This is a genomic window from Pseudomonas shiyinii, assembly GCF_056725765.1.
This window is the reverse complement of sequence record NZ_CM161522.1, coordinates 4,497,630-4,511,202: the sequence shown is the minus strand read 5'-3', so window position 1 is coordinate 4,511,202 and position 13,573 is coordinate 4,497,630. Positions and strand designations below refer to the sequence as shown.

General features: G+C 65.1%; 12 protein-coding genes. 3 read left to right on the top strand and 9 right to left on the bottom strand.

What is annotated here, in order from left to right:
- Nucleotides 1–39 precede the first annotated feature (39 nt).
- Complete coding sequence (locus ACXHGZ_RS20380; protein ID WP_480461229.1) at nt 40–1,431, bottom strand: L-cystine transporter; 1,392 nt, start codon at nt 1,429–1,431, stop codon at nt 40–42.
- Nucleotides 1,432–1,676: 245 nt separating this feature from the next.
- Between ACXHGZ_RS20380 and ACXHGZ_RS20375 the strand changes: the two genes are divergently transcribed.
- Nucleotides 1,677–2,732 (top strand): HAD family hydrolase, encoded by a 1,056-nt coding sequence (locus tag ACXHGZ_RS20375; RefSeq protein WP_480461228.1) that lies wholly within the window; start codon nt 1,677–1,679, stop codon nt 2,730–2,732.
- Between the two features lie 107 nt (nt 2,733–2,839).
- Here the strand turns inward: ACXHGZ_RS20375 and ilvD are convergent, their stop codons facing one another.
- The 3 genes from ilvD to ACXHGZ_RS20360 form a co-directional block, all read right to left on the bottom strand.
- Complete coding sequence (gene ilvD, locus ACXHGZ_RS20370) at nt 2,840–4,681, bottom strand: dihydroxy-acid dehydratase (protein WP_480461226.1); 1,842 nt, start codon at nt 4,679–4,681, stop codon at nt 2,840–2,842.
- Nucleotides 4,682–5,022: 341 nt separating this feature from the next.
- Nucleotides 5,023–6,219: a class I SAM-dependent rRNA methyltransferase gene (locus ACXHGZ_RS20365; protein WP_480461225.1), complete on the bottom strand. Its 1,197-nt coding sequence runs from the start codon at nt 6,217–6,219 to the stop codon at nt 5,023–5,025.
- 154 nt (nt 6,220–6,373) lie between these two features.
- Nucleotides 6,374–6,913, bottom strand: coding sequence for a type 1 glutamine amidotransferase domain-containing protein (locus ACXHGZ_RS20360; RefSeq protein ID WP_324818858.1), 540 nt, complete (start codon nt 6,911–6,913; stop codon nt 6,374–6,376).
- Between the two features lie 192 nt (nt 6,914–7,105).
- On the opposite strand from ACXHGZ_RS20360, the gene ACXHGZ_RS20355 reads away from it, so the two are divergent.
- Both ACXHGZ_RS20355 and mutM read left to right on the top strand, forming a co-directional pair.
- Complete coding sequence (locus ACXHGZ_RS20355) at nt 7,106–7,918, top strand: HDOD domain-containing protein (RefSeq protein ID WP_224459386.1); 813 nt, start codon at nt 7,106–7,108, stop codon at nt 7,916–7,918.
- 4 nt (nt 7,919–7,922) lie between these two features.
- Nucleotides 7,923–8,735, top strand: a complete 813-nt coding sequence (mutM, locus tag ACXHGZ_RS20350) for a bifunctional DNA-formamidopyrimidine glycosylase/DNA-(apurinic or apyrimidinic site) lyase (protein WP_368828803.1) — start codon at nt 7,923–7,925, stop codon at nt 8,733–8,735.
- Between the two features lie 121 nt (nt 8,736–8,856).
- On the opposite strand, the gene ACXHGZ_RS20345 is transcribed toward mutM, so the two are convergent.
- From ACXHGZ_RS20345 to ACXHGZ_RS20325, 5 genes are all read right to left on the bottom strand, one after another.
- Complete coding sequence (locus tag ACXHGZ_RS20345; RefSeq protein ID WP_043208655.1) at nt 8,857–9,108, bottom strand: YfhL family 4Fe-4S dicluster ferredoxin; 252 nt, start codon at nt 9,106–9,108, stop codon at nt 8,857–8,859.
- 109 nt (nt 9,109–9,217) lie between these two features.
- Complete coding sequence (gene coaD / locus ACXHGZ_RS20340) at nt 9,218–9,697, bottom strand: pantetheine-phosphate adenylyltransferase (RefSeq protein WP_003249065.1); 480 nt, start codon at nt 9,695–9,697, stop codon at nt 9,218–9,220.
- 112 nt (nt 9,698–9,809) lie between these two features.
- The gene (locus ACXHGZ_RS20335) at nt 9,810–11,408 is read right to left on the bottom strand and encodes a GMC family oxidoreductase (RefSeq protein ID WP_480461222.1); all 1,599 of its coding nucleotides are present in this window, start codon (nt 11,406–11,408) and stop codon (nt 9,810–9,812) included.
- Between the two features lie 25 nt (nt 11,409–11,433).
- Nucleotides 11,434–11,919: a twin-arginine translocation pathway signal protein gene (locus tag ACXHGZ_RS20330; RefSeq protein WP_480461220.1), complete on the bottom strand. Its 486-nt coding sequence runs from the start codon at nt 11,917–11,919 to the stop codon at nt 11,434–11,436.
- Nucleotides 11,920–11,932: 13 nt separating this feature from the next.
- Nucleotides 11,933–13,363, bottom strand: coding sequence for a coniferyl aldehyde dehydrogenase (locus ACXHGZ_RS20325; protein ID WP_480461219.1), 1,431 nt, complete (start codon nt 13,361–13,363; stop codon nt 11,933–11,935).
- Between the last annotated feature and the right edge of the window lie 210 nt (nt 13,364–13,573).

Sequence of the window (13,573 nt, the reverse complement as noted above, 5' to 3'; positions counted from 1 at the left end):
GGCAGCGCCGCGAAAGGGCCGCACAGCGGCCCCAAAGCCTCAGGATTGACTCAGCTGCGCATGCTCGTCGCCTGCCAGCACCTCCTTGTCGGTCTCTTTCAACAGCTGGCTGGTCACCACCCCCGCCATCATCGACCCATTCACGTTCAACGCCGTGCGGCCCATGTCGATCAGCGGCTCCACCGAGATCAGCAGCGCCACCAGCTCTACCGGCAGGCCCATGGCCGGCAGCACGATCAGCGCGGCGAAGGTCGCGCCGCCGCCGACGCCGGCCACGCCCGCCGAGCTGAGGGTGACGATGGCCACCAGGGTGGCGATCCACAGCGGGTCGAAGGTATCGATGCCCACCGCCGGGGCGACCATCACCGCCAGCATGGCGGGGTACAGGCCGGCGCAGCCGTTCTGGCCGATGGTCGCGCCGAACGAGGCGCTGAAGCTGGCGATCGACTGCGGCACACCCAGGCGACGGGTCTGCGCCTCGATGTTCAGCGGGATGCTCGCGGCGCTGGAACGGCTGGTGAAGGCGAACGTCAGTACCGGCCAGACTTTACGGAAGAAGCGCAGCGGGCTGACGCCGGTCGCGGCCAGGACCAGGCCGTGGACCACGAACATCAGGCCCAGGCCGAGGTACGAGACCACCACGAAGCTGCCCAGCTTGAGAATGTCGTCCAGGTTGGAGCTGGCCACCACCTTGGTCATCAACGCCAACACACCGTAGGGGGTGAGTTTCATCACCAGACGCACCAGGCGCATCACCCAGGCTTGCAGGGTATCGATCGCGGCCAGGGCGCGGCTGCCCTTGTCGGCGTCGTCCTTGATCAGCTGCAGCGCTGCCAGGCCCAGGAACACGGCGAAGATCACCACGCTGATGATCGAGGTCGGCTTGGCCCGCGCCAGGTCGCCCACCGGGTTGCTGGGGATGAACGACAACAGCAGCTGCGGGATGTTGAGGTCGGCGACCTTGCCGGCATAGTCGCTGTGGATGGCCTGCAGGCGGGCGCTTTCCTGGGCGCCGGCGACCAGCCCCTCGGCGCTGAGGCCGAACAGGTTGGTCAGGACGATGCCGACCAGTGCGGCGATGGCGGTGGTCAGCAGCAGCGTGCCGATGCTCAGCACGCTGATCCTGCCCAGCGAGGAGGCATTGTGCAGGCGCGCCACGGCGCTGAGGATCGAGGCGAAGATCAGCGGCATGACGATCATCTGCAACAGGCCGACGTAGCCGTTGCCGACCAGGTCGAGCCAGCCGATGGTGGCCTTGAGGACCGGATGGCCGGCGCCGTAGAAGGTGTGCAGCACCAGGCCGAACAGTACGCCCAGCACCAGGCCGAGCAGGACTTTCTTGGCCAGGCTCCAGTCGGTACGGCGGGTTTGCGCCAGGCCCAGCAGCAAGGCCAGGAACGCCAGCAGGTTGAGTGACAACGGCAGGTTCATTGAAGCTCCAGGGTAAAGCAGAAGGGGCACCGCCTCTGGATGAGCGATTGCGAACGGAAATGCTAACAGCCTGAAAACAAACGAAATTATATCTAAATCGAATTTGCTTAGTCGTTATTGGAATATGCGAGTGTCGTTTTTGGGATGTCAGGTGGCGCTTCAAGCAGGTTGAAGGTCGTTGTCGGAGCCTTGTGCAAGGAGGGCTTTGTCTAGCGTTGCAGATCCACTGTTCAGGAGAACTTGCAATGAAGTCTGCTCCGAAAGTCCTCGCCGCGGGCCTGGCCCTGCTGCTCAGCGTCGAGACATGGGCCACCGAGCTCAAGCACTGGCCCGCAGAGGCCGCCAAGCAGTTGGACAGCATGATTGCGGCCAATGCCAACAAAGGTAACTACGCAGTCTTCGACATGGACAACACCAGCTACCGCTTCGATCTGGAAGAAGCCCTGCTGCCGTTCATGGAGAACAAGGGCCTGATCACCCGTGACAAGCTCGACCCCTCGTTGAAGCTGATGCCCTTCAAGGACACCGCCGAGCACAAGGAGAGCCTGTTCAGCTACTACTACCGGCTGTGCGAAGTCGACGACATGGTCTGCTACCCCTGGGTTGCCCAGGTGTTTTCCGGCTTCACCCTCAAGGAGCTGAAGGTCCAGGTCGACGAGATGATGGCCGCCGGCAAACCGATCCCTGCCACCTATTTCGAGGGCGACCAGGTCAAGCGCATGGAGGTGCAGCCGCCGAAGGTCTTCACCGGGCAGACCGAGCTGTTCAACAAGCTGATGGAGAATGGCATCGACGTCTATGTGATCTCCGCCGCGTCCGAGGAACTGGTGCGGATGGTCGCCTCCGATCCCAAGTACGGCTATAACGTCAAGCCGCAGAACGTCATCGGCGTGAGCCTGCTGCTCAAGGACCGCGCCAACGGCCAGCTGACCACGGCACGCAAGCAGATCGCCGAAGGGGGCTATGACCCGAAGGCCAACCAGAACCTGGAGCTGACGCCCTACCTGTGGACCCCGGCCACCTGGATGGCGGGCAAGCAGGCCGCGATCCTCACCTATATCGACCAGTGGAAGAAGCCGGTGCTGGTCGGCGGCGACACGCCCACCAGCGATGGCTACATGCAGTTCCATGGTGTGGATGTAGGCAAGGGCGGCATCCACCTGTGGATCAACCGCAAGGCCAAGTACATGGACCAGATGAATGGCATGATCGCCAAGAACGCTGCGGCCCAGGCCAAGGAAGGGCTGCCGGTGACGGCGGACAAGAACTGGGTGATCGTGACGCCGGAGCAGATCCAGTAACACCTTGGGGCTGCCTTGCAGCCCTTTCGCGGCACAAGGCCGCTCCTACAGGGATCACGCAGACCTCTGTAGGAGCGGCCTTGTGCCGCGAAGCGGCCCTCTTGGCCTTACAGCCCTTCGAGCATCGCCTTGTTGCGCACCGCACCCTTGTCGGCGCTGGTGGCCAGCAGGGCATACGCCTTCAGCGCGGTGGTCACCTTGCGTGGGCGGGCTTCGGCCGGCTTCCAGCCTTTCTTGTCCTGCTCGATGCGCCGGTGGGCCAGCTCCTCGTCGCTGACCAACAGGTTGATCGAGCGGTTGGGAATGTCGATGAGGATCTTGTCACCATCGCGCACCAGGCCGATGGCGCCCCCTGCAGCGGCTTCCGGCGAGGCGTGGCCGATCGACAGGCCCGAGGTGCCGCCGGAGAAGCGGCCATCGGTGAGCAGGGCGCAGGCCTTGCCCAGGCCCTTGGACTTCAGGTACGAGGTCGGGTAGAGCATTTCCTGCATGCCAGGGCCGCCCTTCGGGCCTTCGTAGCGGATGATGACCACGTCGCCTGCCTTCACTTCGTCGGCGAGGATGCCGCGCACGGCGCTGTCCTGGCTCTCGAAGATCTTGGCCGTGCCTTCGAACACCAGGATCGACTCGTCGACACCGGCCGTCTTCACCACGCAACCGTCCATCGCGATATTGCCGTACAGCACCGCCAGGCCACCCTCCTGGGAGTAGGCGTGCTCGACGCTGCGGATGCAGCCTTCGGTGCGGTCGGTGTCCAGGGTCGGCCAGCGGGTCGACTGGCTGAAGGCAACCTGGGTCGGGATGCCGGCCGGGCCTGCCTTGAAGAATTCATGCACGGCCGGCTCGTTGGTCTGGGTGATGTCCCACTTGGCGATGGCTTCTTCCATGCTCGGGCTGTGCACGGTCGGCAGGTCGGTGTGCAGCAGGCCGCCACGGGCCAGCTCGCCGAGGATGCTGATGATGCCGCCGGCGCGGTGCACGTCTTCCATGTGGTACTTCTGGATGTTCGGCGCCACCTTGCACAATTGCGGCACCTTGCGCGACAGGCGATCGATGTCACGCAGGTCGAAGTCCACCTCGGCCTCCTGGGCCGCGGCCAGCAGGTGCAGGATGGTGTTGGTCGAACCGCCCATGGCGATGTCCAGCGTCATGGCGTTCTCGAAAGCCTTGAAGCTGGCGATGTTGCGCGGCAGGACCGAGGTGTCGTTGTCGCCGTAGTAGCGCTTGCACAGCTCGACGATGGTGCGTCCGGCGGTCAGGAACAGCTGTTCACGGTCGGCATGGGTGGCCAGGGTCGAGCCGTTGCCCGGCAGGGCCAGGCCCAGGGCCTCGGTCAGGCAGTTCATGGAGTTGGCGGTGAACATGCCGGAGCAGGAACCGCAGGTCGGGCAGGCGCTGCGCTCGTACTCGGCGACTTTTTCGTCGGATGCCGAGGAGTCGGCGGCGATGACCATGGCGTCGACCAGGTCCAGGCCATGGCTGGCCAGCTTGGTCTTGCCGGCTTCCATCGGGCCGCCGGAAACGAAGATCACCGGGATGTTCAGGCGCAGGGCGGCCATCAGCATGCCGGGGGTGATCTTGTCGCAGTTGGAGATGCATACGATGGCGTCGGCGCAGTGGGCGTTGACCATGTACTCCACGGCGTCGGCGATGATCTCGCGGCTCGGCAGCGAGTACAGCATGCCGTCATGGCCCATGGCGATGCCATCGTCGACGGCGATGGTGTTGAACTCCTTGGCCACGCCACCGGCGCGTTCGATCTCGCGGGCCACCAGCTGGCCCAGGTCCTTCAGGTGCACGTGCCCTGGGACGAACTGGGTGAACGAGTTGGCGATGGCGATGATCGGTTTCTTGAAGTCTTCGTCCTTCATCCCGGTGGCGCGCCACAATGCACGGGCGCCGGCCATGTTGCGGCCCTGGGTGGAAGTCTTGGAACGATAATCAGGCATGAAGCACTCCTGGCGGCTGAATCAGGTCACGAATAGGGGAGTGAGCTTCTCTTTTCCTTGACGCCGAGGCCGGTTGCCGCTGGCACGGATGGGGGTCGAAGACCGCGCGGGATCGCCGCAGGCTCGACCAGAGCTCATAAACCCGCCGGGGATGACTGGCGATGAATGGGTCGATTCTACACCGCTGGCGCCCGGAGGGAATGGGCATATGGATGGTCGGCGGCCTCTGCCTCGGGGATCGCGACGTAGGCAGTGGATCGCTGAGTGAAACGGGGGCCGCGTTGCGGCCCTTTCGCGGCGCAAGGCCGCTCTACAGGGTTTGGCGTATGCAGGAGCTGCCATCAGCTATTGGGCAGCAACCGGCAGGTGATGCTCTTGATGTAGCGGGTCTCGGCGATGGCCGGGTGGACCGGATGGTCCGGGCCCTGGCCGCCGCGCTCGAGCAGCTGCAGGTTGCGGTCCAGGTGGCGGGCGCTGGTCAGCAGGATGTTGTGCAGGTCGTCCTCGGGCAAGTGCATCGAGCACGAGGCGCTGACCAGGATGCCGTCCTTGGTCAGCATGCGCATGGCCTGTTCATTGAGGCGGCGGTAGGCGGCCTCGCCGTTCTTCAGGTCCTTCTTGCGTTTGATGAAGGCGGGTGGGTCGGCGATGATCACGTCGAAGCGCTCCTCGGCCGCCTTCAGCTCACGCAGGGCCTCGAACACGTCGCCTTCGATGCAGGTCAGCTTCTCGGCGATGCCGTTGAGCGCTGCGTTGCGCTCCACGCCATCGAGGGCGAAGCCCGAGGCATCCACGCAGAACACTTCGCTGGCACCGAACGCGCCGGCCTGCACGCCCCAGCCGCCGATGTAGCTGAATAGGTCCAGCACGCGCTTGCCCTTCACGTACGGCGCCAGGCGCGCGCGGTTCATACGGTGGTCGTAGAACCAGCCGGTCTTCTGGCCGTCACGCACCGGCGCTTCGAACTTCACACCGTTCTCCACCAGCGGTACCCAGTCCGGTACTTCGCCGTAGACCGTCTCGACGTAGCGTTCCAGGCCTTCGGCATCGCGGGCCGCGGAGTCGTTCTTGAACAGGATGCCGCTGGGCTTGAGCACCTGTACCAGGGCGGCGATCACGTCGTCCTTGTGGGCTTCCATGGTGGCCGAGGCCAACTGCACCACCAGGATGTCATGGAAGCGATCGACCACCAGGCCAGGCAGCAGGTCCGAGTCGCCGTAGACCAAGCGGTAGCAGGGCTGGTCGAACAGGCGCTCGCGCAGGGACAGGGCGACGTTCAGACGGTGCACCAGCAGCGACTTGTCCAGCGGCAGCTTGGCGTCGCGCGACAGCAGGCGAGCGCAGATCAGGTTGTTGGGGCTTACCGCCACCACGCCCAGCGGCTTGCCGGTGGCCGTCTCGAGGATCGCCTGCTGGCCGGCGCGCAGGCCTTGCAGCGGGGTCGCGGCAACGTCGACTTCATTGCTGTAGACCCACAGGTGGCCGGCGCGCAGGCGGCGGTCGGCATTGGCTTTGAGGCGAAGGCTGGGCAGGGACATGACGTCGCTCCGGGAAAAAAGAGCGGGATTATAGCGCGTTGATGGAGGCGCAGGCGTTGGCCCTGTCGGAATTTCAATGCTCTTGAAGGCCCAATCGCCGGCAAGCCGGCTCCTACCGGAACGGGTGCACGGCCCTTGCCGGCGATTGGGGGGCTCAGGCTGCCAGGGCCTTGACCAGCTGTTCGCTGAACGCCGGGATATCATCGGGCTTGCGGCTGGTGATCAGGTTGCCGTCGACCACCACCTCCTCGTCCACCCAGTTGCCGCCGGCGTTGCGGATATCATCCTGCAAGGTCTTGTAGCTGGTCAGTCGGCGCCCCTGGGCCAGGCCGCACGACACCAGCAACCAGGCGCCATGGCAGATCACTGCCAGCGGCTTGTTGGCCGAGTCATGGCTCTTCACCAGTTTCTGCGCCGCCGGAATGATCCGGATGGTATCGGAGTTCTGGACCCCGCCGGGCAGTACCAAGGCATCGTAGAGATCGAGGCTGGCCGCTTCGAAGGTGGCATCCACGGCGAACTCGTCCGCGGGTTTGTCATGGTTCCAGCCGCGTACGCTGCCTTCCTTGGCGCTCAGGATGTCGACCACCGCGCCGTTGCGTTCCAAGGCCTCGCGAGGGCCGGTGAGCTCTACCTGCTCGAAACCGTCGGTCACCAGGAAAGCCACGCGCTTGCCGTTGAGTGTTGCGCTCATGGGAGTGTTCTCCTTTTCGGGATGGGCCTGTGAAAGGAGGCCCGCAAGGCGTGGGGAAAGTTCCGGCGCAACGCGCCAGTGGGTGCCCCGTCGGGCGGACGAGGGTAGAATTCACCGTCCTTACCGAGTGTGCGCCCCATGTCCCAGGAACTCAGCCCCGAACAGATCCAGCAAGCCCTGCAAGGGATCAGCATTCCACCGCAGCCGCAGATCATGGTCGACCTGCAGTTCGAGCAGTACATGCCCGACCCTGACCTGGAAACCATCGCCCGGTTGATCGCCCAGGACCCAGGCCTGTCCGGTGCCTTGCTCAAGCTGGTGAACTCGCCGCACTTCGGCCTGGCCAACAAGATCGGCTCGATTCAGCGTGCAGTGAACCTGTTGGGCAGCCGCTCGATCATCAACCTGATCAATGCCCAGTCGATCAAGGGCGAGATGAGTGACGAAACCATCGTCACCCTCAACCGCTTCTGGGACACCGCCCAAGACGTGGCCATGACCTGCCTGACCCTGGCCAAGCGCACCGGCATCCAGGCGGTTGACGAGGCCTACACCCTGGGCCTGTTCCACGATTGCGGCGTGCCGTTGATGCTCAAGCGCTTCCCCGACTACATGGAGGTGCTGGAGGCGTCCTACGCCAATGCCGGTATGGACACGCGAGTGGTGGACACGGAAAACCGCACCTTCAACACCAACCATGCGGTGGTGGGCTATTTCACCGCCAAGTCCTGGCGCTTGCCGGAGCACATCAGCTCGGCGATCGCCAACCATCACAACGCCTTGGCGATCTTCCGCGACGAGTCTTCGCGCAACACCCAGCTCAAGAACCTGCTGGCGGTGCTGAAGATGGCCGAGCATATCTGTGCATCCCACCGGGTGCTGGGCAACCAGGCCCAGGACCACGAGTGGGACGTGGTCGGCCCGCTGGTGCTCGACTACATCGGGCTGTCGGAGTACGACTTCGAACACCTCAAGCAAACCATTCGCGAATTGGGCGGGCACTGACACCATGCCGGAACTACCTGAAGTCGAGACCACCCGGCGCGGCATCGCGCCGTACCTGGAAGGCCAGCGGGTCAGCCGCGTACTGGTACGCGACCGGCGCCTGCGCTGGCCGATCCCCGAAGACCTGGACATCCGCCTGTCCGGACAACGCATCGTCACCGTGCAGCGGCGGGCCAAATACCTGTTGATCAATGCCGAGGTCGGCACCTTGATCAGCCACCTGGGCATGTCGGGCAACCTGCGCCTGGTGGAGCAGGGCCTGCCCGTGGGCAAGCACGAGCATGTGGATATCGAGCTGGAATCGGGGCTGGCGCTGCGCTACACCGACCCGCGCCGTTTCGGTGCCATGCTGTGGAGCCTGGACCCGCTCAACCACGAGCTGCTGGTGCGCCTGGGGCCGGAGCCCTTGACCGACCTGTTCGATGGCGAGCGCTTGTTCCAGTTGTCCCGCGGGCGGTCCATGGCGGTCAAGCCCTTCATCATGGACAACGCCGTGGTGGTGGGCGTGGGTAACATCTACGCCACCGAGGCGCTGTTCGCGGCTGGCATCGACCCACGACGCGAAGCCGGGGGGATTTCCCGGGCGCGCTACCTGAAGCTGGCGATCGAGATCAAGCGGGTGCTGGCCGCGGCGATCGAGCAGGGCGGGACCACGCTGCGCGACTTCATCGGCGGCGATGGGCAGCCGGGGTACTTCCAGCAGGAGCTGTTCGTGTACGGGCGGGGCGGGCAGCCGTGCAAAGTGTGCGGCACGCCGTTGCGCGAGGTGAAGCTGGGGCAGCGGGCAAGCGTCTATTGCCCGCGCTGCCAGCGCTGAGGCGTTTCGCTGTACCCCTGAGCGGCCTTGTGCCGCGATCAAGGGCGAAGCCCTTGCCATACACATGTGCCGGCCCCATCGCGGGACAAGCCCGCTCCTACAAGAGTCCTGAGGCTACAGGTCAAGCCTTGCCGGTGATGCGCTTGTACTTTTCCATCAGCTCGTCATGGGTCTCCGGGTGGGCTTCATCCAGGGGGATGCAGTCGACCGGGCAGACCTGCTGGCACTGCGGCTCGTCGTAGTGGCCTACGCACTGGGTGCACAGGTTGGGGTCGATCACGTAGATCTCTTCGCCTTGGGAGATGGCCGCGTTCGGGCACTCGGGTTCGCAGACGTCGCAGTTGATGCAATCGTCGGTGATGATCAGGGACATGGGGGCTCCGGCCGGGGCTCTTGGCCCGGGCATGTATCAAACCAGTGGGCACAATTGTGCCGCATTCGCGCCCGCAGTGCACGCGGGCGCGATGATCAGGCAGTGGCGGTCACTTCTTGAAGCGTTCGGTCAGCGCGTCGGCCACCACTGGGTGGACGAACTTGCTGATGTCGCCGCCCAGCGCGGCGATTTCCCGGACCAGCGTCGAGGAAATGAACGAGTAGCGCTCCGAAGGCGTCAGGAAGAGGCTCTCGACGTCCGGCGCCAACTGGCGGTTCATGTTGGCCAGCTGGAACTCGTACTCGAAGTCCGACACCGCGCGCAGGCCGCGCAAGAACACATTGGCACCTTGTTCCTTGGCGAAGTGCGCCAGCAGGCTGGAAAAACCGATGACTTCGACATTGGGCAGGTGCTTGGTGACCTCACGGGCCAGTTCCACGCGTTGTTCCAAGGGGAACAGCGGGTTCTTCTTCGGGCTGGCCGCCACCGCGATGATCACATGGTCGAACAGACGCGAGGCGCGCTCGACCAGGTCGCCATGGCCTTTGGTAATGGGGTCGAAAGTACCCGGGTACAACACTCGGTTCATCGCGTCATCCTGGCTGGGAGTGCGTTGGGGAGTCGGATGGTAGCGCAGCGACTGCGCCCGGCCAAGTCGCGCGGCCGATTGGGGGCACTATAGACAGCCAGCCCGTGGCTTGTCATGCGCCCTGTGCCAGTCGGCTGGCCAGGGCCTCGCTGAGCAGGGCGCAAAGGGCATAGACCGACAGTTGCGGGTTGGCACCGATGCTGGTGGGGAAGAGCGAGCCGTCATGGATCGACAGGTTCTCCAACTGGTGGTGCCGCCCAAGGCTGTCGCACACCGCCTGGCGCGGGTCTTCGCCGAGGGCACAACCACCCATCACATGGGCACTGCCCAGGCGGGTCCGGAAGGGCTCCAGGCGCAGCTCGTCGATCATCGCCAGGGTGGGGGGCAGTGCACTGGCAAAGCGGGCATCGCTGTGTACTGGCATCACCCGGGCAGCCCCAGCGGCGAACTGGATCTGCGCCATGCTCCGGTAGGCCCGGAGCAGGCCATCGCGCAGGTAGTCGGTGAGCGGGTAGTCGAGCACGGGCGAGCCGTCGCCGCGCAGCTCCACCTGGCCGCCCTGGCTTTGCGGGTGGAAGCCATCGCGTAGCAGCGCCAGCATCACGTGGGTATGGGGCAGTTCGGCCATGCGCCGGGCGTTTTCCTCGCCGTAGGCACCCAACAGCGTGCTGGCAAGGGCCGGGTGCAGCGGGGGCACCTCCAGTTTGTAGCCGATAGGCCCGTCGACGCCGCCTTGCCACTGGAACTCGTCACTGTAGATCGATTGGGGGGCGCCGTAGTACGGATCGATGCGCTCGCCGAACACGGCCGCGCTGAAATTGACCAGGTGCAGGAAGGTGCGCTTGCCCAGGCGCTGGTGCGGATCGGGGGCCTCGGACCGTAGCAGCAGGGCCGGGCTGTTGATGCCGCCGCCGGCCAGGATGTAATGCCGGGCCCGTACGCGGACTTGATGCCCGTTCGGCGCTATCCCCTGGCTGTCGAGCGCTTGGCACAGCAATTGGGAGATGCGTTCGCCGTTGTGCTCCAAGCGCTGCGCACGGGCCAGGTACAGCAGCTCGCCGCCCTGCTCGAGCGTCGCCGGGATGCGCGTCACCAGCATCGACTGCTTGGCATTGACCGGACAGCCCATGCCGCAGTAGCCCAGGTTGCGGCAGCCGCGCACGTTGCGCGGGATCACTGCCCAGCGGTAGCCGAGTGCTTCGCAGCCACGGCGCAGCACATCGTTGTTGGCGTTGGGCGGCATGATCCAGGGCGTGATGCCAAGGTCTTGCTCGACGCGTTCGAACCAAGGGCGCAGCGCTTCGCTGTCCAGCCCCTTCACGCTGTGCTCGCGTGCCCAATGCTCGAGGGTTTGCGCAGGCGTACGGAAGCTCGATGTCCAGTTCACCAGGGTGGTACCTCCCACGGCACGGCCCTGGAGGATGGTGATGGCGCCATCCTTGCTCATGCGCCCGAGGCCTTCCTGGTACAGGTGGGCGTAGGCTTCGTTTTCCAGCAGATGGAAGTCGCTGCTGGTCTTGAGCGGGCCTTCCTCGATCAACAGCACCTTGAAGCCTGCGGCACTGAGGATGTGCGCGCTGGTGGCCCCGCCTGCGCCGCTGCCGATCACGGCGACGTCCGCCTCCAGCGTCAGGTCCTGGCTCAGCCGCGAGCCATCATGGGTGATCCAGCCGCGGGCAAGGCCTTGGCGAAACGGGTCGGTCGTAGGCATTCGGGGGTGCTCTTGTGGTGAGGGGTCAGACCTTCGGCGGCCCGGGGTAGCCGCAGGCGGCCCAGGCCTCGGGGCGCTCGTACCAGGCCATCAGCAGCAATTGCAGCAGCGAGGCATGGCCCATGCGCAGCAGGTCCAGCGAACTGTTGCTCCAGCGGCGCAGGAAGGCGTTCACCTGGGCGGGGCTGGCGGTTTCCCAGCTGGCCCAGATGCCGGTCAACGGGCCGCGGGTCAGCGGCAGGCTGAGCACGTCGAGCAACTGGCGGGTAAGCTTGAGCATCTGTGGCGACAGCGCAGCGAGCTTATGGTCCAGGCTGTGCAGCACCAGCGGCGTGGAGGCCTGGGTGCCGGCAAGCACCACCGGTATCAGTGCACTGAGCACCGGCAGGTCATCGTCGCGCAGCACGCGCAAGCCCGCTGCCGGTGCCTGGGGCGTGCAGCCAACCAGGCTGGCAGTGGCCAGGAAGGCGCTGGCGCCGAGGCTGAAGGCAAGCAGGTCACGGCGGTGCATGGGCGGGCCTCGCTCAGCGGATGAACAGTTTGAAGACCAGGCGCTGCAAGGCTTTGCCATAAGGCGGGTAGATCAGCCGGGCGGCGTTCAAGCGCTGCTTGGCCAGCACGGCCTTGGCCTTGCTGAAGGTCAGGAACCCCTCGTGGCCATGGTAATGGCCCATGCCTGAGGGGCCGATACCGCCGAATGGCAGGTCGTCCTGGGCCACGTGCAGCAGGGTGTCGTTCAGGCAGACGCCACCGGAATGGGTATGGCTCAGCACATAGGCCTGCTCGGCACGGTCATACCCGAAGTAGTACAGCGCCAATGGCCGTGGGCATGCGTTGATATAGGCCAATGCCTGCTCGAGGGTGTCGTAGGGCACCAGCGGCAGTACCGGGCCGAAGATCTCGTCCTGCATCACCTGCATGTCGTCGCGTACCTCGAGCACCAGGTGGGGCGGCAGGCGCCGGCCCTGGCGGGGTTCGCCGGGGTAGAGGTCGAGCACCCGGGCGCCTTTGTCACGGGCGTCGGCCAGCAGGAGCTCCAGGCGTTGCAGCTGTCGCGGGTTGATGATGGCGCTGTAGTCGGGGTTATCGGCGATGCGTGGGTACAGCCGGTGTACGGCGCGCCGGTAGGCCTCGGCAAAGGCGTCCAGGCGCTCGCGGGGTACGAGCGCATAGTCGGGGGCGACGCAGGTCTGCCCGGCATTGACCAGTTTGCCGAAGGCGATGCGCTCGGCGGCGGTGTCCAGGAGCACGCTGCTGGAGACGATGGCCGGCGATTTGCCGCCCAGCTCGAGCGTGACCGGCGTGAGGTTCTGCGCGGCCGCCGCCATCACATGGCGTCCCACGCCAGTGGCGCCGGTGAACAGCAGGTGATCGAAGGGTAGGCGGGAAAAGGTCTGGCCGACCTCTACCTCGCCGAGCACGACGCTCACCAGGTCGTTGGGAAACACGCGTTCCAGCAAGGCCTTGAGCAGCACCCCAGTGGCTGGCGTGGCTTCGCTGAGCTTGAGCATCACCCGGTTGCCTGCGGCCAGGGCGCAGGTCAGCGGGCCGATGGCCAGGAGCAGCGGGTAGTTCCAGGGCACGATGACGCCCACCACGCCCAAAGGCTGGTAGAGCACCTGGGCACGGGCCGGCTGGAAGGCCAGGCCGACCTTGCGTCGAGAGGGTTGCATCCAGCGCTGCAGGTGTCGCTCGGCATGGCGAAGTCCTTGGACGGACGGCAGCAGCTCAGCCAGCCGGGTCTCGTCGGCACTGCGGCCTTCGAAGTCGCGATCGATGGCCTCGATCAACGGTTGTTGGTGCTCCAGCAACAGCTCGCGCAGGCTTTTCAGCCATTGCCGGCGCTGGGCGGCCGGAGGCATCGGGTTTGCGGCGAAGGCAGTGCGCTGAGCGGCGAACGTCGCCTGTAGGTCGAGGTCGCAATGCATAGGAGACTGGCTGATTGGCGAGTTCATGGCGGCTCCGCGAAGGTGCGTTATGCCTAGAGCCTATACTCTAATTTTTGCCTTGTGCAGCCCAGAAGGGCCAGGTACCGAATTACTTATCGGCAGCTGGCCCTGCCGGAGCGGGCTGCGATCCGCCAAGCCAGAGGTGCTGCAGGCAAACACCACACAAACCATCGGTACATCCTTTGGCCGATACGCCGTAAGATGAAGCATCGCAGA

Coding starts and splice junctions, on each gene's coding strand:
- ACXHGZ_RS20380 (WP_480461229.1), bottom strand. CDS start 1,431: ATGAACCTGCCGTTGTCACTCAACCTGCTGGCGTTCCTGGCCTTGCTG.
- ACXHGZ_RS20375 (WP_480461228.1), top strand. CDS start 1,677: ATGAAGTCTGCTCCGAAAGTCCTCGCCGCGGGCCTGGCCCTGCTGCTC.
- ilvD (WP_480461226.1), bottom strand. CDS start 4,681: ATGCCTGATTATCGTTCCAAGACTTCCACCCAGGGCCGCAACATGGCC.
- ACXHGZ_RS20365 (WP_480461225.1), bottom strand. CDS start 6,219: ATGTCCCTGCCCAGCCTTCGCCTCAAAGCCAATGCCGACCGCCGCCTG.
- ACXHGZ_RS20360 (WP_324818858.1), bottom strand. CDS start 6,913: ATGAGCGCAACACTCAACGGCAAGCGCGTGGCTTTCCTGGTGACCGAC.
- mutM (WP_368828803.1), top strand. CDS start 7,923: ATGCCGGAACTACCTGAAGTCGAGACCACCCGGCGCGGCATCGCGCCG.
- ACXHGZ_RS20345 (WP_043208655.1), bottom strand. CDS start 9,108: ATGTCCCTGATCATCACCGACGATTGCATCAACTGCGACGTCTGCGAA.
- coaD (WP_003249065.1), bottom strand. CDS start 9,697: ATGAACCGAGTGTTGTACCCGGGTACTTTCGACCCCATTACCAAAGGC.
- ACXHGZ_RS20335 (WP_480461222.1), bottom strand. CDS start 11,408: ATGCCTACGACCGACCCGTTTCGCCAAGGCCTTGCCCGCGGCTGGATC.
- ACXHGZ_RS20330 (WP_480461220.1), bottom strand. CDS start 11,919: ATGCACCGCCGTGACCTGCTTGCCTTCAGCCTCGGCGCCAGCGCCTTC.
- ACXHGZ_RS20325 (WP_480461219.1), bottom strand. CDS start 13,363: ATGAACTCGCCAATCAGCCAGTCTCCTATGCATTGCGACCTCGACCTA.